The organism is Frigoribacterium salinisoli (assembly GCF_054781095.1).
The window spans coordinates 43586-63615 of record NZ_BAAGVB010000003.1; the positions used below are offsets into that span (position 1 = coordinate 43586).

The following is a 20030-nucleotide window of genomic DNA, read 5'->3' on the forward strand; positions in this document are numbered from 1 at the left end:
GATCGCGCCAGCGATCTCGGGCGTCGCGGGTTCGAGGCCCTGCAGGGGGCGACGAGCGCAGCGAGGAAGTGCCCCTGGCGGGGAGATCGCGCCAGCGATCTCGGGCGTCGCGGGTTCGAGGCCCTGCAGGGGGCGACGAGCGCAGCGAGGAAGTGCCCCTGGAGGGACTCGAACCCCCAACCCTTTCCTTAGGACGGAACTGCTCTTCCATTGAGCTACAGAGGCTGACGCGCCGAGTCTACCGAACCCGACCCGTCAGCCCGCTACGCCGCTTCGAGGTACTGGTCCCAGTCGGCCAGGGGGCTCTCGACGCCGCGCACGACCCAGCCGATGCCGTGCGGCGCCTTGGGGGTCCAGCGCAGCGACCAGCCCATCTCGGCGGGCGTGCGGTCGCTCTTGAGGTTGTTGCACCTCAGGCACGCGGCGACGAGGTTCTCCCACGAGTCCGCTCCCCCGCGCGACCGCGGCTGCACGTGGTCGATGGTCGACGCCGAACGGCCGCAGTAGGCGCAGCGGTGGGCGTCGCGGCGCAGCACGCCCCGGCGCGACACGGGGATCGACCGGGTGTGCGGGATCCGCACGTAGCGGGTGAGGACGATCACGGACGGGCGGTCCCACGCGGCGGCGGTGCCGCGGACCGGGTCGTCGGGGTCGGCGGCGACGACGGTCGCCTTCTGGGCGAGGACGAGCACGAGGGCCCGCCGGTCGGAGACGACGGCGAGCGGCTCGAAGCCGGCGTTGAGGACGAGTGTGCGCACGGGGATCCCTCCGGTCGCCCCTGGACGGCTTCCAGGGGGCCTAGCTGCGCTCGGGGCGCCGCGGGGAGGGGAGGTCCGCAGACGAGAAGAGCACCGCCACAGGAGTGGTCGGTGCTCAGGGTCGTGCTGCGGGGTGTCGTATGAAGTCGTGCGAGAGCCTGCCCGTGGTGCGGACGACGCTCGACTCGTTCACTGACGCTCCTCGTCTCGGTGGTGCTCCGAGTGGCCTCAGGCTAACCCTCGCGCCGCGCCCTGCATAGGGCCGTGCAGCTCCTTCACACGCCGTTCACCGGGCAGGAGGCGCGGGGCGGCCCCGCCCGCGCCTCCTGCCCGCCTCGTGCGTGGGTCGCGGGACGCGACGAGGCCCCCGCTGGTGAGCGGGGGCCTCGTCGGCAGGACCTCGGGTGCGGTGCGCTCCCTAGAAGCGCACGTAGTGCACGGCGCTCGACCAGATCGCCCGCTGGCGGACCGAGTCGCCGGGCTTCGGCGCGTCGAGGATCTGGCCGTTGCCGGCGTAGAAGCCGTTGTGCGAGCCGTCGTTGAAGATGACGACGTCGCCGGGGCGCGCCTCGGCGGCGCTGATCGGGGTGCCGAGGCGGTCCTGGCCGGTGACCGAGTGGGGCAGCGAGACGCCGTGCTGCGCCATGACGAACATGACGAAGCCGGAGCAGTCGAAGCCCGCCGGGGTCGCGCCGCCGAAGACGTAGGGGGTGCCGATGTACTGCTGTGCCGTGGCGAAGACCGACGACTGGGCGCCAGCGGCCGGCGCGGGTGCCGCCGTGGTCGTCGAGGCGGCGTAGTCCTTCGCGGTGGGGCCGGTGTAGCTCGAGAACTGCTCGGCGTTCGCCGCGCGCTGCGCCTCGGCGGCGGCGGTCGCCCGAGCCGCCTCCTCGTCGGCGACGCGCTGTGCCTCGGCGGCGGCGGCCGCGTCGAGCGTGGCCTGCGAGGTGGCACCGTAGCCGTCGCGCGTGGCGTCGGCGCCGGTCACGTCGCCGACCGCGAGGTCCTGGGCCTCGCTCGTGCGGATCTGCGTGAGCGCGGTGGTCGCGGCCGCGTCGCCCTCACCGGGCGTCGACGCGAAGGCCGGGAGCGCCAGGGTGCCGAACAGGCCCGCCGTGACGGTCATGACGGCCGCGGTCGCGACGCCGCGCAGGGGCCGCTTCGTGGCCTTCGACCGCTGCGCGGCCTCGAGCTCGGCGGCGAGGCGCAGCGAGGAACGGGTCGGCAGGGCGCGGTCGAGGGCGGGCTTCGGGGCTCCGGTCTCGGTCGGCACGGGAACGATCGGGGCTGCGGAGCGCACCATGGCGCCCTCGTCAGGGGTACGGGTCAAGAGAGGTCTCCTGCGTCTCGCCAGCCCTAGGGAAGCTGCCCCATCCGTGTCGTCAGTCGCGTGATGAGCGGCAGGAGACGGGTGCACGAGACGTCCTGCCACGGATCCCGCACCCGGCTTCTCGGCCGCGGGACTCTGGAACTGTACCCGAGACCCTGCAGGAAATCAGCCTGCAGGAGGACTTTCGTCACAATTGCGTAACTCCTGTGAGGGCCCTCCGAGAGCACTGCGAGGCGCGGCACGGGGAGGGTCAGGAGGCCCGGAGGAGCGGGCGCCCCGCTCGCCTCACGACTCAGGCCGCGACGTAGATGTGCGCCGCGACCTCCACCGGCAGCTCGAGGCCCTCCTCGCGGCCCTCGACCTGCACGAAGACGTAGGTCCCCGCCGAGCTGAGCCGCACGGACCCCCCAGGGGTGACCCCGGCGTCGAAGAGCTGCTGGAGCAGCTCGGGCTCGAACTGGACGGGCTCGGCGAGGCGTCGCACGACGGCCGTGACGCCGTCGGGCGAGGCGGCGAGCGCCGCCGGCAGCGACACGACGCCGTCGAGGAACCGCCCTGCCGGCGAGTCGCCGAGCTCGTCGAGCCCGGGGATCGGGTTGCCGTAGGGCGACTCGGTGGGGTGGTCGAGCATCTCGAGCAGGCGTCGTTCGACCTGCTCGCTCATGACGTGCTCCCAGCGGCAGGCCTCGTCGTGCACGTAGGCCCACTCGAGGCCGATGACGTCGGCGAGCAGCCGCTCGGCGAGCCGGTGCTTGCGCATGACGTGCGTGGCCTTGCTGCGCCCCTCCTCGGTGAGCTCGAGGTGGCGGTCGCCCGAGACGACGACGAGGCCGTCGCGCTCCATGCGGGCGATGGTCTGCGAGACCGTGGGCCCGGAGTGACCGAGGCGCTCGGAGATGCGGGCACGCAGCGGCACGATCGCCTCCTCCTCGAGGTCGAGGATCGTGCGCAGGTACATCTCAGTGGTGTCGACGAGATCGGTCAACGAGGGCCTCCCGGGTGGACTCAGGTGCGGGCCCCAGCCTACCGGCCCGCTCCGGGCCGCCGGGGCGGCGTCACTAGGATCGACCCATGTCGGACATCACGATCCCCACTGACCTGCTGCCCGTCGACGGACGCTTCGGCTGCGGGCCGTCGAAGATCCGCGGCGCCCAGCTAGAGCACCTCGTGACCGCCGGTGCGAGCGTCCTCGGCACGTCCCACCGGCAGGCTCCCGTCAAGCAGCTCGTCGGCCGCGTCCGCGAGGGCCTGGCCGACCTCTTCGACCTGCCCGAGGGCTACGAGATCGTGCTCGGCAACGGCGGCTCGACCGCCTTCTGGGACGCCGCGGCGTTCGGACTCGTCGAGCGTCGCGCCGAGAACCTCTCCTTCGGGGAGTTCGGCTCGAAGTTCGCGTCGGCCGTGGCCACGCCCTGGCTCGAGGCGCCGCACGTCGTGACGGCGCCCGCCGGCTCGCGCAGCGCCGTCGAGGTCGTCGAGGGCGTCGACGTCTACGCCTGGCCGCACAACGAGACCTCGACCGGCGTCATGGCGCCGGTCCGTCGCGTCCAGGGCGACCCGGGCGCGCTCACGGTCGTCGACGCCACGAGCGCCGCGGGCGGCGTCGCCGTCGACGCCTCGCAGGCCGACGTCTACTACTTCGCACCGCAGAAGAACTTCGCCTCGGACGGCGGCCTCTGGCTCGCGTTCTTCTCGCCCGCCGCGATCGAGCGCGTCGAGCGGATCGCCGCCTCCGGCCGGTACCAGCCCGAGTTCCTCAGCCTCAAGAACGCGATCGACAACTCGCGCCTCGACCAGACGCTGAACACCCCCGCCCTCACGACCCTCCTGCTGCTCGAGGACCAGACCAGCTGGATCCGCGAGCAGGGCGGCCTCGCCTGGGCCGACGCCCGCACGAAGGAGTCCTCGGCACTGCTGTACGACTGGGCCACCGCCAGCACCTACGCGACGCCCTTCGTCGTCGACCCCGAGCACCGCTCGCAGGTCGTGGCGACGATCGACTTCGCGGACGAGGTCGACGCCGCCGCGGTGGCGAAGGTGCTGCGGGCCAACGGCATCGTCGACACCGAGCCCTACCGCAAGCTCGGCCGCAACCAGCTGCGGGTCGCGACCTTCACGGCCATCGAGCCCGACGACGTGCGGCAGCTCGTCCGCGCGATCGACCACGTGGTCGGCGCGCTGGCCTCCTGACGCGGCACGCCGTCCGGGCGACGACGAGGGCCCCCGACCTGGTGCAGGTCGGGGGCCCTCGTCGTGCGGGTGGCCGCGGTCAGCGGCGCCGGCGACGGCGGCGCTGCGGACGCTCGCCCTCCGTGCCGCGCCCGTCGGCGTCGACCGACCCGTCGGCGTCGACCGCCTGCTCGACGTCGACGCCGTCGAAGGCGTCGTCCGTCTCGTCGTCGTCCGAGTCGTCGTCGTCGTCGTCCGAGTCGTCGTCGTCGTCGTCCGAGTCGTCGTCGTCAGAGTCGTCGTCCGAGTCCTCGTCGTCGTCGTCGTCGGAGTCGTCCGAGTCGTCCTCGTCCTCGTCCTCGTCCTCGTCGTCGGAGTCGTCGTCCTCGTCGTCCGACTCGCCCTCCTTCGCCTGCAGGTCGGCCAGGCGATCCGCCCACGGGACCCACTCGGTCGCGAGCAGCGCGCCCTCACCGGGCAGCAGCTCAGCCTCGAGCACGGTCGGCTCGGCACCCTCGACGTGGGCGATGCTGACGGTCCAGAGCCACCCGGGGTAACCGGGCATCGTCGTGGCGAAGCGCACGGAGACGACGCCGTCGACCTCGTCGACCTGGTCGACCTCGGCCCCGATGGTCTCGGCGGGCGTGACCTCGGCGAGGGCCCGGCGGGCCAGCTCGGCGTAGGGGCTCGACTCAGGCATCGAACTGCTCCGCGACGGTGCGCAGCAGCACGGCGATGCGCGCGCCGTTCTGGGGGTAGCGGCCGCGACGCAGGTCGCCGCCGGCCTGGTCGAGCACCTTCACGAGGTCCTCGACGATGACCGCCATGTCCTCGGCGTTGCGACGGTGCATCTTCGCGAGGCTGGGCGCCTGCTCGAGCACGCGCACCGAGAGCGCCTGGGCTCCGCGCTTGCCGTCGGCGATGCCGTACTCGAGGCGCGTGCCGGCCTTGACGACCGCGCCGGCGGGCACGGCGGACGCGTGCAGGAAGACCTCGGTGCCGTCATCACTGCTGATGAAGCCGAAGCCCTTCTCGTCGTCGTAGAACTTGACCTTGCCGGTGGGCATGGGGACTCCTCGGGGACTGGGGCGATCCTGGGACGGATCAGCGCGTCTGGTCGCTCACGACTACCCTGGACCCATGGCACAGGACAGCGACCAGAGCGCGCAGACGAGACCCCATCGTACTGAACGCGTGCTCGTCTCCATGATCGCCGCGATCGTGCTCCTCTCGATCGCCGCCTTCGTGGCCCGCATGGTCGGGCAGGTGAGCGGCGTCGACGACTGGACGGCGGGCGCCTGGCCGGTCGTCTCGGTCCTGCCGCTGCTCGGCCTCCCCCTCGCGATGCTGATGATCATCGGCTACGTCGTGGCCAGCGCGGTGCGCCGCTCGCGCACGACCCGCGGCAGCTCGCTGCCGGGTGAGACCGCCCCGGGTGGCACCTCACGCTGATCGCGACGGGTCGACGCTGATGTCCTCCTCCTCCCTCGACCTCGCGGGCGTCCTCCGCGCCCTGCCCGACGACGAGCTCGTCGCACGGCTCCGCCACCGCCAGCTGCGCTCGACCACCGTGCGCGACGCGTTCGACCTGGCCGACGCCCTGCTCGAGGGCCCCAGCGTCCGCGACGCCCTCACCCGCCTCGACCGCACGGCGCTCCGCGTCCTGCACGCGGCTCGCACGCCCGGCGACGTGCCGGCCCTGGTCGGCCGCCTCGCCGACGCACCGACCGGCGACGACGCGGGCGCGCCTCCTGCCCCCGACGAGGCCGCCGTCGCCGGCGCCGTGCGCGAGCTCGAGCTCCGCCTGCTCGTCGTGGCGGTGCCCGAGGGCACCGTCAGCACGCTCGACGCCGTGGGCGACCGCCTCGACGACGAGCCGGGCCTCGCCGCCGACGCCCTCGCCGCCGGCCGTCCGCCCCTCGTGCTCGAGACGGTGACCGACCACGACCGCGAGGCCGTCGACGCCCGGGCCGCCGAGCGGCTCGCCGAGATCGTCGTCCAGGGCGCCGAGCTGCTGCGCGCCGTCGAGGCCTCGCCCGCCCGGGAGCTCGCCAAGGGCGGCCTCTCGCTGCCCGAGCGGCGCCGGTTGGCCGAGGCCGCGCGCCTCGACGTCGACGACGTCCCCGCACTGCTGCGCATCGTCGTGCGGGCCGGGCTGGTCGGACTCACGCCGGCAGGCTGGGCACCGACGCCGGCTGCCACGGACTGGCTCGAGGCCGCCTGGCCGGACCGCTGGCAGGTGCTCGCCTCCGCCTGGCTGTCGTCGCTGCCGGCCGAGGTGCTCGCGGTGCTGCACCAGCGCGTCGAGACCTCGTGGGGCGACCCCCTCCGCGAGTTCGCGCACTGGGCCTACCCCGCGGGCGGCCCCTGGATCGACGAGCGCCTCGCCGCGTTCGCCGAGGCGGCCCACGTGCTCGGCCTCAGCGACGACGACGTGCCCACCTCGGCGGCCGTGGCCCTGCTGCGCGACGGGCCGGACGCGGCCCGTGAGCGCGTGGCGCGCCTCCTGCCCGAGCCGATCGAGTCCGTCTACCTGCAGCACGACCTCACGGTCGTGGCACCCGGGCCCCTGCGCCCCGACCTCGAGGCGCGCCTGCGCACCGTGGCCGAGGCGGAGAGCACGGGCCTGGCCGCGACGTTCCGCATCACCGAAGAGAAGGTGCAGCGGGCCCTGTCGCAGGGCGAGACCGCCGACGGGCTCCTGGCCTTCCTCGAGGGCCTGTCGTCGACGGGCGTGCCGCAGCCGCTCAGCTACCTGCTGCAGCAGTCCGCCGAACGGCACGGGCGCTTCCGCGTGTCCGCCGCCCCCGGCGACGACGCCGACGGCGACATCGCCCGGGTCACCGCGCGCGACGTGCCGAGCGCCGACGCCCTCGAGGTCGACCAGGCCCTGGCCGCGCTCTCGCTCGAGCGTCGCGACGCGCTCGGGCTCGGCAGCCGGGCCGAGCCCGCGACCGTCTTCCGTGCCCTGCACGACGAGCGGTACCCCGTGGTCCTCGTCGACGCCGACGACGCCGAGCTGCCCCCGCCCGTCCGACGCGGTCCCGTCCGCCAGCCGGCGACCGAGCGGCGCGACCCCGAGGTCGAGCTGGTCGCGCGCCTCCGGCAGGGCTCCGGCGACGTCGACGAGAGCACCGACCGCGCCTGGATCGCCCGCCAGCTCGAGGCCGCGGTCCGCGGTCGGCTGACCGTCACGGTGACGGTCGCCATGCCCGACGGATCGACGCGGACGCTGTCGCTCGACCCGACCGGCATCGGCGGCGGGCGCGTGCGCGGCCGCGACGCCAAGCAGGACGTCGAACGGACCCTCCCCCTCGCGAGCATCACCTCCGTCACGGGCGGCTGAGCGCAGGAGGCACGGGTCGCCCGGTCCGCCGCCGCCCGGCCCGGCACGGGGCAGGAGGCACGGGCCGGTCCGCGACGTCCGCCGCCGCCCGGCACGGCCCGTCCCCGGCCGCCGCGGCTAGGCTCTCCCCTCATGACCGGACCCCTCATCGTGCAGAGCGATCGCACCGTCCTGCTCGAGGTCTCGCACCCCCAGGCCGAGGACGCCCGGCACGCGCTCTCGGTCTTCGCCGAGCTCGAGCGTGCCCCCGAGCACGTGCACACCTACCGCATCACCCGCCTCGGGCTCTGGAACGCCCGGGCCGCCGGCCACACCGCCGACGAGATGCTCGACACCCTCGAGCGGTTCGGCAAGTTCCCGGTGCCGCAGAGCGTGAGCGTCGACATCGCCGAGACGGTCGGCCGCTACGGCCGCATCGTCATCGAGCGCGACGGCGACCAGCTGCTGCTGCGCGGCACCGACACGAGCGTGCTGCGCGAGGTGACGCGGGCCAAGAAGGTCGGCGAGCTGCTCGGCGTGAAGCTCGCCGACGACCTGTGGGAGCTCCAGCCCTGGGCACGCGGAGAGGTCAAGCAGCAGCTCGTCAAGCTGGGCTGGCCCGCCGAGGACCACGCCGGCTACACCCCCGGCACCCCGCACGCCATCGACCTCGACGAGGCCGACTGGTCGCTCCGCGACTACCAGCAGCGCGCGGTCGACGAGTTCTTCGCGGCCGGCTCGGGCGTCGTCGTGCTGCCCTGCGGCGCGGGCAAGACGCTCGTCGGCGCGGGCGCCATGGCGAAGGCCGGCACCACGACGCTGATCCTCGTCACGAACACCGTCTCGGCCCGCCAGTGGCGCGACGAGCTGCTGCGCCGCACGAGCCTGACCGAGGACGAGATCGGCGAGTACTCGGGCTCCGTCAAGGAGGTCAAGCCGGTCACCATCGCGACGTACCAGATCCTCACGTCCCGCCGCGGCGGCAAGTACGCGCACCTGTCGCTGCTCGACGCGCTCGACTGGGGCCTCGTCGTCTACGACGAGGTGCACCTCCTGCCCGCCCCCGTGTTCAAGCTCACCGCCGAGTTGCAGGCCCGGCGCCGCCTCGGCCTCACCGCGACGCTCGTGCGCGAGGACGGCCGCGAGGGCGACGTCTTCAGCCTCATCGGGCCCAAGCGGTTCGACGCCCCGTGGAAGGAGATCGAGGCCCAGGGCTACATCTCCCCCGCCACCTGCTACGAGGTCCGGGTCGACCTGCCCCAGGACGATCGCCTCGAGTACGCGGCCGCCCCCGACGACGAGCGCTACCGCCTCGCCGCGACCGCCCCCGTCAAGCTCGACGTGGTGAAGCACCTGGTGGCGCGGCACGAGGGCGAGCAGATCCTCGTCATCGGGCAGTACCTCGACCAGCTCGAGGAGCTCTCGGCCACGCTCGACGCACCGCAGCTCACGGGCGCCACCCCGGTGGACGAGCGTGAGCACCTCTACCAGGCCTTCCGCGAGGGCGAGGTGAAGGTGCTCGTCGTCTCCAAGGTCGCCAACTTCTCGGTCGACCTGCCCGAGGCGACGGTCGCGATCCAGGTGAGCGGCTCGTACGGTTCGCGGCAGGAGGAGGCGCAGCGCCTCGGGCGGCTCCTGCGGCCCAAGAAGAGCGGCCTGCCGGCCTCGTTCTACACGCTCGTCAGCCGCGACACGGTCGACCAGGACTTCGCGCAGAACCGCCAGCGGTTCCTCGCCGAGCAGGGCTACTCGTACACGATCCTCGACTCCCCGGTGGCCGTCGGCTGACGCCCGCTCGGCTCCCAGGGAACACCGAGGCGGCGCGCAGACACTAGGGACATGAGTGACGGCCCCAAGATCCTGATCGTCGACGACGAGCCCAACATCCGCGACCTGCTCACCACGAGCCTCCGCTTCGCCGGCTTCGCCGTGCGGGCCGTCGGCAACGGCGCACAGGCCATCTCGGCGGTCCTCGAGGAGGAGCCCGACCTCATCATCCTCGACGTCATGCTGCCCGACATGAACGGCTTCGGCGTCACGAAGCGCCTCCGCTCGTCGGGCTACACCTCGCCGATCCTGTTCCTCACCGCGAAGGACGACACCGAGGACAAGATCACGGGCCTCACCGTCGGCGGCGACGACTACGTCACCAAGCCGTTCAGCCTCGACGAGATCGTGGCGCGCATCAAGGCGATCCTCCGCCGCACCATGAACGAGGACGAGGACGCCGTCATCCGCGCCGGTGAGCTCACCATGGACCAGGACACCCACGAGGTGACCATCGGCGACACCGCCATCGAGCTCAGCCCGACCGAGTTCAAGCTGCTGCGCTACCTCATGCTCAACCCGAACCGCGTGCTGTCGAAGGCGCAGATCCTCGACCACGTGTGGGAGTACGACTTCAACGGCGACGCCGGCATCGTCGAGAGCTACATCTCGTACCTGCGCCGCAAGCTGGACCAGTTCTCCAGCGAGCCGATCATCCAGACCAAGCGCGGCTTCGGCTACATGCTGAAGGCCGCCAAGGCCTGACCGGTGCTCACGAGGCCCGGGACGAGCACCGTCCCGGGGCCTCGCCGCACCCAGCCGGGTGAAGTAGCGTACGGGGAATGCACGCCAGCCTCTCCCGGTGGTGGAACGAGATCTCCATCCGCACCAAGGTCACGGCGATCACCGTCACCCTCGTCACGCTCGGCCTCTTCGTCGCGGGCCTCGGGACCATGACCGTGCTGAGCACGTACCTGCTGCTGCAGGTCGACACCGACCTGAAGAACGCGGCGCAGAACATCTCGACCGTCCAGCAGTCGGACACCGTCTGCACGGCCACCTTCGGCCGGCTGGGCACGAGCAGCTACGTCGCCGTGCTCGACGAGGAGGGCGAGCAGCTCTGCGACAACAGCGCCTCGCTGACGCCCGGTTCGACCCCCGACCTGCGCGACTTCGACCCCGGGACCGCCGAGTCGCCCTCGTTCGACCGGTGGAACGAGGAGCACACGCAGCAGTGGCGCCTCTACGCCCTCGACACCCAGCTCACCGTGAAGTCGACGCAGGACTCCTTCCCGGCGACGATCGTCACGGGCACGAACCTGGCGCCCACGAACGCCACGATCGGCCGGTTCAGCGGCATCTTCCTCGGCTTCGGCCTGTCGGTCGTCGTGCTCGGGGCCGCCCTCACGCGCCTCCTGGTCACCTCGACGTTCGCCCCGCTCCGCGACGTCGAGGCCACCGCCGCACGGTTCGCCGACGGCGACTTCAGCCAACGCCTCGACTCGACCAACCCCGACACCGAGGTCGGCCGACTCAACCGCTCGCTCAACAGCATGCTGAGCCGCATCGACAGCGCCTTCGACGACCGCGCGCGCACCATCGACCAGATGCGCCGGTTCGTGGGCGACGCCAGCCACGAGCTGCGCACCCCGCTCGTCTCGCTGCGCGGCTATGCCGAGCTCTACCGGATGGGTGCCCTCACGAAGGACGAGGACGTCGCCCAGGCGATGGACCGCATCGAGAAGGAGGCGATCCGCATGGGCCTGCTCGTGCAGGACCTCCTGGCCCTCGCCCGTCTCGACGAGTCCAAGCCGCTCGAGCTCGGTCCCGTCGACCTCGTCGCCCTCGCCCGGGACTCCGCGCTCGACACGATGGCCTCGAACCCGGACCGCGAGATCCAGGTGCTCGTGCTCGAGCCCGTGCTCGACGCCGCCGCTGACGGCGAGGGCGACGCCCCGGGCGACGACGACGAGCAGCCCTCCGCCCCGCAGCCGGGAGGGCAAGCGGCCACCGGGCCCATGTCGTTCGCCGGCGCCACGCTCGCGCGGCTCCGCAGTCGCCGCACGCGCGCCGGCCGGACCGCCGACGAGGCGCAGGCCGACGGCGTCGCCACGGGGGGCGGACAGCGCACCGAGTGGCCCGCCGTCGTGACCGGCGAGGAGAACAAGCTCCGCCAGGTCATCACGAACCTCATGGGCAACGCCATGCGCTTCACCGAGTCCGACGGTCCCATCGAACTGGTCGTGCAGGCCCACCCCGCCACGGGCGTCGCGACGATCGACATCGTCGACCACGGCGAGGGCATCCCCCCGCAGATCCGCGAGAAGATCTTCCAGCGCTTCTGGCGCGCGGACTCGTCCCGCACCCGCGACACGGGCGGCAGCGGCCTGGGCCTGGCCATCGTCTCCGGCATCGTCCAGGCGCACCAGGGCAACGTCGACGTGCTCGACACCCCGGGTGGCGGTGCGACCTTCCGTGTCGCGCTGCCGCTCTGGGAGGGCGACGTGCCGGCCGCCCCTGCTCCGGGCGCCACCCCCTCCGCCTGACCCGGGCCTCCCGGGCCCGACCCGAGCCTCCTGGGGGGCCTGCCGCGCCTGCTGGGCCTGGCGCGCCTCCTGCGTGCCCCGCACCGCCGTGCGTGCCGCGTCTCCTGAGCCCGCCGCGCCGCCGTGCGTGCCGCGCCTCCTGAGCCCGCCGCGCCGCCGTGCGTGCCGCGCCTCCTGCGTCCGCCTGACGCGCGCCTCCTGACCCGCGCCTCCTGCGTCCACCGCGCCGCCGTGCGTGCCGCGCCTCCTGACCCGCGCCTCCTGCGTCCACCGCGCCGCCCACACCCTCCTGCGGCCGTCCGTGCTCCTCTGCACCGCCCCTCGTCGCACAAGGCGACAGGTCGCGCGCGACCCGCCGCGCAGGAGGCCCGCACAGCTGCTGCGGGCCCCGAACGGTCGCCTTTTCCGCACGACCGCACGACCGCACGACCGCACGAGGGCGAGCGCGGAGGGAGCGGACGTCCAGGGTTACTCGGGGACGCTGGCCAGCACCGGCTGCTCCGCCCTCCCCCGTCGCTGAACGCGACAACTCGCACGCGACGCGCCGCGCAGGAGGCCCGCACAGCTGCTCCGGGCGCCGAACGGTCGCCTTTTCCGCCGCGGACGAGGCACGAGCGCCATCTCTCACGACCCGCGCGCCCCGCCACCCACGCCCTCACCCACACCCCTCGCCCGAGCTCAGCCCCCGGGCACGACGAAGGGCGGCCCTCCCGCAGGAGAGCCGCCCTCGTGGTCGTTCTGGTCGGACTAGAAGTCCATGCCACCCGTGGGGTCGCCGGCCGGGGCCGGGTTCTTCTCGGGCTTGTCGGCGACGACGGCCTCGGTCGTGAGGAAGAGGCCGGCGATCGACGCGGCGTTCTGCAGCGCCGAGCGGGTCACCTTGGCAGGGTCGATGATGCCCGCGGCGAGCATGTCGACGTACTCGCCGGTCGCGGCGTTGAGGCCGTGGCCCACCGCGAGGTTGCGCACCTTGTCGACGACGACGCCGGGCTCCATGCCCGCGTTGAAGGCGATCTGCTTGAGCGGGGCGTCGATGGCGACGCGCACGATGTTCGCGCCCGTGGCCTCGTCACCGGTCAGCTCGAGCGCCTCGAGGGCGGTCTTGCCGGCCTGGATGAGGGCGACGCCACCACCGGCGACGATGCCCTCCTCGACGGCGGCCTTCGCGTTGCGGACGGCGTCCTCGATGCGGTGCTTGCGCTCCTTGAGCTCCACCTCGGTGGCCGCACCGGCACGGATGACGGCGACGCCGCCGGCCAGCTTGGCGAGGCGCTCCTGCAGCTTCTCACGGTCGTAGTCGCTGTCGGTCGCCTCGATCTCGGCGCGGATCTGGCGCACGCGGCCGGCGATCTGCTCCTCGTCGCCCGCACCCTCGACGATGGTCGTCTCGTCCTTGGTGATGATGACCTTGCGGGCACGGCCGAGCAGGTCGAGCGTGGCGTTCTCGAGCTTGAGGCCGACCTCCTCGGCGATGACCTGACCGCCGGTGAGGATCGCGATGTCCTGGAGCTGCGCCTTGCGACGGTCGCCGAAGCCGGGGGCCTTGACGGCGACCGACTTGAAGATGCCGCGGATCTTGTTCACGACGAGCGTGGCCAGGGCCTCGCCGTCGACGTCCTCGGCGATGATCAGGAGCTGCTTGCCCGACTGGATCACCTTGTCGACGATCGGCAGGAGGTCCTTGATGTTCGAGATCTTCGAGTTGACGATCAGGATGTAGGCGTCCTCGAAGACGGCCTCCTGGCGCTCCGGGTCCGTGACGAAGTACTGCGACAGGTAGCCCTTGTCGAAGCGCATGCCCTCGGTGAGCTCGAGCTCGGTGCCGAAGGTGTTCGACTCCTCGACGGTGACGACGCCCTCCTTGCCGACCTTGTCGATGGCCTCGGCGATGAGCGCGCCGATGGTCGGGTCGGCGGCGGAGATCGACGCGGTGGCGGCGATCTCGTCCTTGGTCTCGATCTCCTTCGCGTTCTCGAGCAGGGCGGCGGAGACGGCCTCGACGGCCTTCTCGATGCCGCGCTTGAGCGAGATCGGGTCCGCACCGGCGGCCACGTTGCGGAGGCCCTCGCGGACCAGCGCCTGGGCGAGCACGGTGGCGGTGGTGGTGCCGTCGCCGGCGACGTCGTCGGTCTTCTTGGCGACCTCCTTGACGAGCTCGGCGCCGATCTTCTCGAAGGGGTCCTCGAGCTCGATCTCCTTGGCGATGGAGACACCGTCGTTCGTGATGGTGGGGGCGCCCCACTTCTTCTCGAGCACGACGTTGCGACCACGCGGGCCGAGCGTGACCTTCACGGCGTCGGCCAGGATGTTCAGGCCACGCTCCAGGCCACGGCGGGCCTCTTCGTCAAAAGCAATGATCTTCGACATGTGTGTTCTCGTCCCTCCCGGACGTCAAGCACTGGTGGGTACCTGGCACTCGCGCACGGCGAGTGCCAGGGACGATTCTGGCACTCGTGCTGGGCGAGTGCAAGACGGCAGGAGGCGCGGCGCGGCGGACCGGCCCCGCGTCGGCCCGTCAGCCGGCCTGGTCCTCGCCGAGCACGACCGTCACCGCGGCGCCGGGGAACGCGTCGGTCTGCTGGGTGGCGGTGATGCCGAGCGCCTGCGCGACGCCCAGGGCGACGCCCTCGTCGTCGTCGGAGCCGTAGTAGACGATCGACGTCGGCGCCGTGTCGTTGGCGTTGCCCTGGCTGCCGACGGTCCAGCCGGCCTCGCTGAGCGTGTCGGCGGCACCGGCCGCGAGCCCGGCCGTGTCGGTCGCGTTGAGCACGGTGAGGGTGGTGACCGTCGGGTCGACGCTCGACGGATCGACGGCGGTCGGGGTGGGCGTCGCCTCGGCCTCGGGCTCGGCCTCGTCCGTGGTGCCGGCCCCGGGGGCGGACGACTCGGAGGTCAGCGGGTTCGTGAACTGGAAGCTCTGGTTCGCGACCGCGAGCCAGACGACGCCGGCCCCGACGAGGAGGCCGGTGGCGAGGGCCGCCCAGGCGAAGGCGATCCAGCGACGGCCGGGGCGCGGCACGGCGCGGTGGGAGCCGATGCGGGTCTGGTCGCGCGGCACGTCGTCGAAGCGGTCACGGTCGAACTGGGGCATGGCGGCGGGGCTCTCGTCGGTGGGTGGCGGGGTCGCGGGGTCGGTGGGGTCAGCGGGCCGTGGGCCCGAAGGTGCGCGAGGCCCGGGCCTCGCGGCGGGCGTCGCGGAGGCGCAGGAGCCGCCCCACGAGCACGGGGTCGTGGGCGAGGGCGGCGGGCCGGTCGACGAGCGCGTTGAGCTGCTGCTGGTACTGCGTCACGCCGAGGCCGAGCTCGCGCCGGACGGCGGCCTCGCGGGCACCGGGCGAGCTGGGGGCGGTGGCCTCGAAGTCGAGCAGGGCCCGCTCGTGGTCGGTGAGCTCGGCCGCGCGCGTCAGCCGTGCCGGTCGTCCACCGCCTCGCACGATCCACGTCCTCCTCAGCCCGGCGCCGCGCGCGCCGTGGTCGCGGACAGCCTAGGGCCGCGGTCCGGGCCGTCCCTGGAGGTGCCGGGCGCGTCCGTCGACGCGCCGCCGGGGCCCGGGGCGGGAAGGCCCCGGACGGGGTGGCCGGGGCACGGGCGCCCGCCCGGTCAGGGCAGGAGGCGCAACCGCGTCCCGTGCGCGTCGCCCACGGCCAGGGGCACCCCGTCGAGCGCCAGCGTGGCGAACGCGGCGGGGTCGGCCGGGTCGACGCCCTCGGGGACGGGCACGGCGTGCAGCGAGCCCGTCCGCTCGTACGACAGCCAGCGGGCGTCGAGCCCGGTGACGGCCTCCGTGAACGCCTGGCGCCGCTCCCCCGGCAGGTAGACCAGCACGCCGGTGGTCACCACCACGAGCGTCGAGCCCGGCGCGGGCGTCGTGAGGCGCTGGTCGTCGAGCGCCGCGACCGCGTCCCCGGCGACGAGCGCAGGAGGCGCGCCCCGCGCCACGCGCACGGCCCGCGCCAGCAGGTCCCGCCGCCCGGCGGCCTCGGCGGGCAGAAGGGCGTCGAGCCAGCGCACCTCGTCGTCGGAGGTGGGGTCGACGGGGGCCAGGTCCACGCCGGTCCGGCGGACCACCTCCGGCAGCCGGAGGGACCCAGCAGCGCTCGCCGCACCCCCGCGCGCGCCGTCACCAGGAGCGCCGGGGCCGCTCAGCTCGAGGTCGAGCTGCACCGGCGACGCCGGGTCGCCCCACGCCGAGCCGCCCGCGCGGTAGCCGTACCGGTCGAGCACCAGCGCCAGGCCGGCCGAGGCGCCCACCTCGAGCAGCGACACCGGGCCGGGCACGCGCGCGAGGCCGAACGACAGGGGTCCGCAGCGGCGCACGTCGTTCGTCTGCGTGAGGCGCCGACCGAGCTCGGCCACGAGCAGGTCGGCGTGGTCGAGCAGCCAGGGACGGACGACCGACCAGGGTCCGCGCGGCAGGCCCAGCCACCGGGCCACGGCGAGGACGAGGACGGGCTGACGGCGGGACTCCTGCGCGCGGTCGACGACGGCGACCAGCTCGGGGTCGCCGGCGATCCCGCGGGCCAGGGCCGCCTGCTCGGGCGTGCCGTCGCGGTCGGCGGCGTCGGCGTAGGCGGAGAACCGGTCGGCTGTCGTCACGCGGGGAGTCTGTCACGGGCCGTCGCCCGGGAATCCCGGAGGGCGGCGTCGTGTTGGATGAGGTGTCCCCGAACGAAGGAGCAACCGTGGCTGACGAGCAGAAGACCTACGACGTGCAGAAGTCCGACGAGCAGTGGCGCGAGGAGCTCAGCCCCGAGGAGTACGCCGTCCTGCGCCAGGCGGGCACCGAGCGCCCCTGGACGGGCGAGCTGCTCGACGAGAGCCGCTCCGGCCTCTACACCTGTGCCGCGTGCCACGCGGAGCTGTTCCAGAGCGGCACCAAGTTCGACAGCAACTGCGGCTGGCCGAGCTTCTACGAGTCGGTGCGACCCGACGCCGTCGAGCTCATCGAGGACACCTCCCTCGGCATGGTCCGCACCGAGGTGCGCTGCGCCACGTGCGGGTCGCACCTGGGCCACGTGTTCCCCGACGGGTTCGGCACCCCGACCGGCGACCGCTACTGCATGAACTCGCTGTCGCTGAACTTCGAGGCGCAGGACTGATGACGGCGGCCGACGCCGCGCGCCGTCGCCGGTCACGGTCGAAGGTGGGCCCGTCGGCGCCGGACCGCGCCGAGCTGCTCGAGCTGGTCCAGGCGGCCGCCACGGTCGCCGACCACTCGGGGTTGCAGCCCTGGCGGATCGTCGAGCTGCGCGGTGACGACCGGCTCGTCGTCGGCCGGTCGCTGGCCGCCGCCGAGGGCCGTGCCGACGACGCGGGCGCCGTCGCGAAGCTCGAGCGGAAGTCCCTGCGCGCCCCGCTGCTGCTGGCCGTCGTCTCGTCGCCGCGCGAGAGCCGGAAGGTGCCGACCTGGGAGCAGGAGAGCGTCGCCTCGGGCGTCGCGCACCTGCTGTCGCTGCTGCTCGACGAGGCCGGCTGGGGCGTCATGTGGCGCACAGGGGGCTCGACCCGGGCCCCTGAGGTGCACGCGGCGCACGGGCTCGGCGAGCACGAGGCACTGCTGGGCTGGCTCTACGTGGGCGACGCCGAGCAGCGCGACGTGAAGCCGCGACGGCTGGTCGACCCAGAGCGCTTCGTGGCACCGCTGCCCGCGGCGCTCAGGCCCCGGCCGACGCACGACGACGCCGCAGCAGCGGCGGCGACGTCCGACGACCGCCCGGGCGGCGCGTCGGCCTGAGCCGCGCGCTCACCGGGCCGCGCTCACCGGGCCGGGCTCACCGGCCCGTGGTCACCAGGAGCGGCTGCTCTTGCCCAGGGCGTGGATCGGCACGGCGAACGACAGGGTCATGAGGACGATGCCGGCGACGAAGACGAGCGCGTTGGGCTCGTCCTGGCCGAACGAGTAGCCGAACAGCGCGATGCTCACGAGGAGCAGGGCGAGCGAGCCGAGGGCGGTGAGGATCGTGGACAACGGGACTCCTGACGTGGGTCGTGCGGGTCGGCACCGGGTGCCGACCTGCGTCGCCGGCCGGACGGTGCCGTCAGCCGGACAGAGCCGGCTACGGGACTCGAACCCGTAACCTTCCGATTACAAGTCGGATGCGCTACCAATTGCGCCAAGCCGGCGGGTGCCCGGCCATCCTACCGTCCGGCGTACCCTGGGGCACGGCACCGGCCCACGGTGCCCGGTTCGACGGTGAGCGCGACGCACGCCACCTGGAGGACCCCGTGGACCCACGCCCCGACCGGGCCGAGCCGGTCCTGCCCCGCCCCCGCGACCTCCTGCGGGTCGGCCCGCACGACCGGGCGCACCTGCCCGCCGCCCGGGTGGCGGTCGCGATCGTCGTGCCGATGGCCCTGCTGGCCGCGACGGGCCACCTGGCCTGGGTGCCCTACGCCGTGTTCGGCGGCTTCGCGGCGGCGTTCGGCCGCGGCCTCGCGCGCGGCCAGCGGGCGGGGATGCAGCTCGAGGCGGGCGGGCTCCTGGTCGCGTGCGTCGTCCTCGGCACGGCCCTCTCGGCCCTGCAGGCGCCCCTGCTCGTCACCACGCTGACCCTGGGCGGGGTCGCCGCGGCCGCCAGTGCCGTCGCCGACCTGCGCCGGTGGAGCCCGCCCGGGCCGCTCTTCCCCGTCTTCGCGACCGGGGTCTGCGCCGCCGTCCCGGCCGTCCCGGCGACGATCGGGGTGGCCGCGCTGGTCGCGACGGCGAGCCTGGCCCTGGCCCTCGGGGTCGGCGCGGCCGGGCTCCTGCTGCCCGGTGCCCGTCGGGCGGTCGCCGGTCAGGAGGCCCGGGGCCGGCGACGCCCGTCGGGTCCCGTCGACGCGCGCCTCGTCGCCCTGCACGCGGGCATCTGCCTCGTCGCCGCCGTGACCGCCGCGGGCCTCAGCACCGCCGCCGGGCTCGAGCACCCCTACTGGGCGATGGTCTCGGCGGTCGTGCCCGTCGTCGGGCGGCGCACCTCCCTGCAACTCACGCGGGCCGCGCACCGGCTGGTCGGCACCCTGCTCGGGGTCGCGCTCGCCGCGGGCCTGCTCGCGCTCGACCTGCCGCCGGTCGGGCTCATCGTCGCCTTCGGCGTGCTCCAGTTCGGGGCCGAGCTGGCCGTCATGCGCCACTACGGGCTGACGCTGCTGTTCATCACGCCCATGGCGCTCGGCATGGGCGCGCTCACGGGCCCGGTCGACATCCCGTCGCTCGTGCTCGACCGGGCGGCCGACACGGCCATCGGCGTGGGCGTCGTCGTGGTGCTGCTGCTCGTGACGCACCGCCTGCGGACGGCGCCGCGGGGCACCGGGGCCTGACGAGCCTCCTGCCGTCGACGGCGACCGGTCTCCCCGGCGACCGGACCGGGCGACGGGAGCGACGGGGCGACCGCAGGAGGGGCCGGGCCGCGACTCAGGGCGCGGTGCCCTGCTCCCGTGCGCGTCGTCGCCGGTCCTCGCGGGACCACCAGACGAGGGAGGCGACGCCCTGCGCGACGAGCAGCGGGGCGACGATCCAGGCGAAGACGCCCTGCGCGTCGTCGGAACCGCCCCGCAGCGCGACGAGCAGCTGCACGACGAGGGCGACGAGGCCCACCGCGATCTCGAGCGAGGGCCACAGCACGGAGCCCGTCCGCGTGACGACGTACCAGGGGCGACGGAGCTCGGACATGATGACGAGGCTACCCGCCGCGGGCGGACCCCAGGAGGCCCGCGGCCGCGGCCTCGGAGGGCGCGCCCGGTAGCCTGTCGCGGTGCGCCACCCGGGCGCGAGGAGGAGGGCACCGTGGCGCGACGCGGCCAGATCACCGATCCCGACCTCCCCCGTTGGCTGCTCACCCCGCGCGGCGGCCTGCTGCTGCCGCTCCTCGCGATCGCCTCCGCGCTCGTGGTCCTGGCGAGCATCGTCGCGAGCCTGGTCCTCGCCGACGGCACGGTCACGCCCGTCACGGTCGTGGTCGTGCTCGTCGCCCTCGGCGCGGTCGTCTGGGGCGTCGCCGACCTGGCCTGGTGGTCCCGTGACGGTCGGCGGGCCATCGCGCGCCTGCCCCGCGACCCACGGGCCTGACCGGGACGCATGCCCGACGCGGCATGCGACTGTGCCCCGATCCCGGGGACGGTCCAGGGAGGCGGCGTACACTCGTGCGGTACGTCA

The 20030-nt window shown here is 73.8% G+C and carries 21 protein-coding genes and 2 tRNA genes; 10 read left to right on the plus strand and 13 right to left on the minus strand.

Annotation, left to right across the window (positions count from 1 at the left end):
• Positions 1-153: 153 nt before the first annotated feature.
• The 4 genes from ACYVHQ_RS08250 to ACYVHQ_RS08265 form a co-directional block, all read right to left on the minus strand.
• A tRNA-Arg gene (locus tag ACYVHQ_RS08250) sits at positions 154-225 on the minus strand.
• Between the two features lie 38 nt (positions 226-263).
• Positions 264-758, minus strand: a complete 495-nt coding sequence (locus ACYVHQ_RS08255) for an HNH endonuclease (RefSeq protein ID WP_460511964.1) — start codon at positions 756-758, stop codon at positions 264-266.
• Positions 759-1176: 418 nt separating this feature from the next.
• The gene (locus ACYVHQ_RS08260; protein ID WP_460511966.1) at positions 1177-2088 is read right to left on the minus strand and encodes a C40 family peptidase; all 912 of its coding nucleotides are present in this window, start codon (positions 2086-2088) and stop codon (positions 1177-1179) included.
• Positions 2089-2380: 292 nt separating this feature from the next.
• Complete coding sequence (locus ACYVHQ_RS08265; protein ID WP_460511968.1) at positions 2381-3073, minus strand: metal-dependent transcriptional regulator; 693 nt, start codon at positions 3071-3073, stop codon at positions 2381-2383.
• Between the two features lie 86 nt (positions 3074-3159).
• Between ACYVHQ_RS08265 and serC the strand changes: the two genes are divergently transcribed.
• Positions 3160-4278: a phosphoserine transaminase gene (serC, locus tag ACYVHQ_RS08270; protein ID WP_460511970.1), complete on the plus strand. Its 1119-nt coding sequence runs from the start codon at positions 3160-3162 to the stop codon at positions 4276-4278.
• Positions 4279-4357: 79 nt separating this feature from the next.
• Here the strand turns inward: serC and ACYVHQ_RS08275 are convergent, their stop codons facing one another.
• Positions 4358-4957 (minus strand): DUF3027 domain-containing protein, encoded by a 600-nt coding sequence (locus tag ACYVHQ_RS08275; RefSeq protein ID WP_460511971.1) that lies wholly within the window; start codon positions 4955-4957, stop codon positions 4358-4360.
• Positions 4950-5324: a cold-shock protein gene (locus ACYVHQ_RS08280; RefSeq protein ID WP_460511973.1), complete on the minus strand. Its 375-nt coding sequence runs from the start codon at positions 5322-5324 to the stop codon at positions 4950-4952. Before ACYVHQ_RS08280 ends, ACYVHQ_RS08275 begins: the two co-directional genes overlap by 8 nt.
• 73 nt (positions 5325-5397) lie before the next feature.
• Here ACYVHQ_RS08280 and ACYVHQ_RS08285 point away from each other — a divergent pair, with 73 nt between their 5' ends.
• From ACYVHQ_RS08285 to ACYVHQ_RS08305, 5 genes are all read left to right on the plus strand, one after another.
• The gene (locus tag ACYVHQ_RS08285; protein WP_460511975.1) at positions 5398-5709 is read left to right on the plus strand and encodes a hypothetical protein; all 312 of its coding nucleotides are present in this window, start codon (positions 5398-5400) and stop codon (positions 5707-5709) included.
• A gap of 19 nt (positions 5710-5728) precedes the next feature.
• Entirely contained in the window at positions 5729-7603 is a 1875-nt protein-coding gene (locus tag ACYVHQ_RS08290; RefSeq protein WP_460511977.1) for a helicase-associated domain-containing protein, read from the plus strand.
• A gap of 132 nt (positions 7604-7735) precedes the next feature.
• Complete coding sequence (locus ACYVHQ_RS08295; protein ID WP_460511978.1) at positions 7736-9370, plus strand: DNA repair helicase XPB; 1635 nt, start codon at positions 7736-7738, stop codon at positions 9368-9370.
• Positions 9371-9421: 51 nt separating this feature from the next.
• Positions 9422-10114: a response regulator transcription factor gene (locus tag ACYVHQ_RS08300; protein WP_460511980.1), complete on the plus strand. Its 693-nt coding sequence runs from the start codon at positions 9422-9424 to the stop codon at positions 10112-10114.
• A gap of 77 nt (positions 10115-10191) precedes the next feature.
• A complete protein-coding gene (locus ACYVHQ_RS08305) occupies positions 10192-11895 on the plus strand; it encodes a sensor histidine kinase (protein ID WP_460511982.1) in 1704 nt (567 codons plus the stop codon).
• Positions 11896-12642: 747 nt separating this feature from the next.
• On the opposite strand, the gene groL is transcribed toward ACYVHQ_RS08305, so the two are convergent.
• From groL to ACYVHQ_RS08325, 4 genes are all read right to left on the minus strand, one after another.
• Complete coding sequence (gene groL / locus ACYVHQ_RS08310; RefSeq protein ID WP_460511984.1) at positions 12643-14262, minus strand: chaperonin GroEL; 1620 nt, start codon at positions 14260-14262, stop codon at positions 12643-12645.
• A 148-nt stretch (positions 14263-14410) separates the two neighbouring features.
• Complete coding sequence (locus ACYVHQ_RS08315; protein WP_460511986.1) at positions 14411-14986, minus strand: LytR C-terminal domain-containing protein; 576 nt, start codon at positions 14984-14986, stop codon at positions 14411-14413.
• Positions 14987-15035: 49 nt separating this feature from the next.
• The gene (locus tag ACYVHQ_RS08320) at positions 15036-15329 is read right to left on the minus strand and encodes a DUF3263 domain-containing protein (protein ID WP_460511987.1); all 294 of its coding nucleotides are present in this window, start codon (positions 15327-15329) and stop codon (positions 15036-15038) included.
• Positions 15330-15496: 167 nt separating this feature from the next.
• Positions 15497-16492 (minus strand): DUF2332 family protein, encoded by a 996-nt coding sequence (locus ACYVHQ_RS08325; RefSeq protein WP_460511989.1) that lies wholly within the window; start codon positions 16490-16492, stop codon positions 15497-15499.
• Between the two features lie 86 nt (positions 16493-16578).
• Between ACYVHQ_RS08325 and msrB the strand changes: the two genes are divergently transcribed.
• Positions 16579-16995 (plus strand): peptide-methionine (R)-S-oxide reductase MsrB, encoded by a 417-nt coding sequence (gene msrB / locus ACYVHQ_RS08330; protein ID WP_460511991.1) that lies wholly within the window; start codon positions 16579-16581, stop codon positions 16993-16995.
• The gene (locus ACYVHQ_RS08335; RefSeq protein WP_460511993.1) at positions 16995-17630 is read left to right on the plus strand and encodes a nitroreductase family protein; all 636 of its coding nucleotides are present in this window, start codon (positions 16995-16997) and stop codon (positions 17628-17630) included. The genes msrB and ACYVHQ_RS08335 overlap by 1 nt, the downstream gene beginning before the upstream one ends.
• Before the next feature lie 51 nt (positions 17631-17681).
• Here the strand turns inward: ACYVHQ_RS08335 and ACYVHQ_RS08340 are convergent, their stop codons facing one another.
• The gene (locus tag ACYVHQ_RS08340; protein ID WP_460511995.1) at positions 17682-17864 is read right to left on the minus strand and encodes a hypothetical protein; all 183 of its coding nucleotides are present in this window, start codon (positions 17862-17864) and stop codon (positions 17682-17684) included.
• A gap of 82 nt (positions 17865-17946) precedes the next feature.
• A tRNA-Thr gene (locus ACYVHQ_RS08345) sits at positions 17947-18019 on the minus strand.
• 102 nt (positions 18020-18121) lie between these two features.
• On the opposite strand from ACYVHQ_RS08345, the gene ACYVHQ_RS08350 reads away from it, so the two are divergent.
• Complete coding sequence (locus ACYVHQ_RS08350) at positions 18122-19195, plus strand: FUSC family protein (protein WP_460511997.1); 1074 nt, start codon at positions 18122-18124, stop codon at positions 19193-19195.
• Between the two features lie 94 nt (positions 19196-19289).
• Here ACYVHQ_RS08350 and ACYVHQ_RS08355 read toward each other — a convergent pair whose 3' ends face one another.
• Positions 19290-19547, minus strand: coding sequence for a hypothetical protein (locus ACYVHQ_RS08355; RefSeq protein WP_460511999.1), 258 nt, complete (start codon positions 19545-19547; stop codon positions 19290-19292).
• A gap of 114 nt (positions 19548-19661) precedes the next feature.
• Here ACYVHQ_RS08355 and ACYVHQ_RS08360 point away from each other — a divergent pair, with 114 nt between their 5' ends.
• A complete protein-coding gene (locus ACYVHQ_RS08360) occupies positions 19662-19943 on the plus strand; it encodes a hypothetical protein (protein WP_460512001.1) in 282 nt (93 codons plus the stop codon).
• Positions 19944-20030: the final 87 nt, after the last annotated feature.

Coding starts and splice junctions, on each gene's coding strand:
- serC (WP_460511970.1), top strand. CDS start 3,160: ATGTCGGACATCACGATCCCCACTGACCTGCTGCCCGTCGACGGACGC.
- ACYVHQ_RS08275 (WP_460511971.1), bottom strand. CDS start 4,957: ATGCCTGAGTCGAGCCCCTACGCCGAGCTGGCCCGCCGGGCCCTCGCC.
- ACYVHQ_RS08280 (WP_460511973.1), bottom strand. CDS start 5,324: ATGCCCACCGGCAAGGTCAAGTTCTACGACGACGAGAAGGGCTTCGGC.
- ACYVHQ_RS08285 (WP_460511975.1), top strand. CDS start 5,398: ATGGCACAGGACAGCGACCAGAGCGCGCAGACGAGACCCCATCGTACT.
- ACYVHQ_RS08290 (WP_460511977.1), top strand. CDS start 5,729: ATGTCCTCCTCCTCCCTCGACCTCGCGGGCGTCCTCCGCGCCCTGCCC.
- ACYVHQ_RS08295 (WP_460511978.1), top strand. CDS start 7,736: ATGACCGGACCCCTCATCGTGCAGAGCGATCGCACCGTCCTGCTCGAG.
- ACYVHQ_RS08300 (WP_460511980.1), top strand. CDS start 9,422: ATGAGTGACGGCCCCAAGATCCTGATCGTCGACGACGAGCCCAACATC.
- ACYVHQ_RS08305 (WP_460511982.1), top strand. CDS start 10,192: ATGCACGCCAGCCTCTCCCGGTGGTGGAACGAGATCTCCATCCGCACC.
- groL (WP_460511984.1), bottom strand. CDS start 14,262: ATGTCGAAGATCATTGCTTTTGACGAAGAGGCCCGCCGTGGCCTGGAG.
- ACYVHQ_RS08315 (WP_460511986.1), bottom strand. CDS start 14,986: ATGCCCCAGTTCGACCGTGACCGCTTCGACGACGTGCCGCGCGACCAG.
- ACYVHQ_RS08335 (WP_460511993.1), top strand. CDS start 16,995: ATGACGGCGGCCGACGCCGCGCGCCGTCGCCGGTCACGGTCGAAGGTG.
- ACYVHQ_RS08355 (WP_460511999.1), bottom strand. CDS start 19,547: ATGTCCGAGCTCCGTCGCCCCTGGTACGTCGTCACGCGGACGGGCTCC.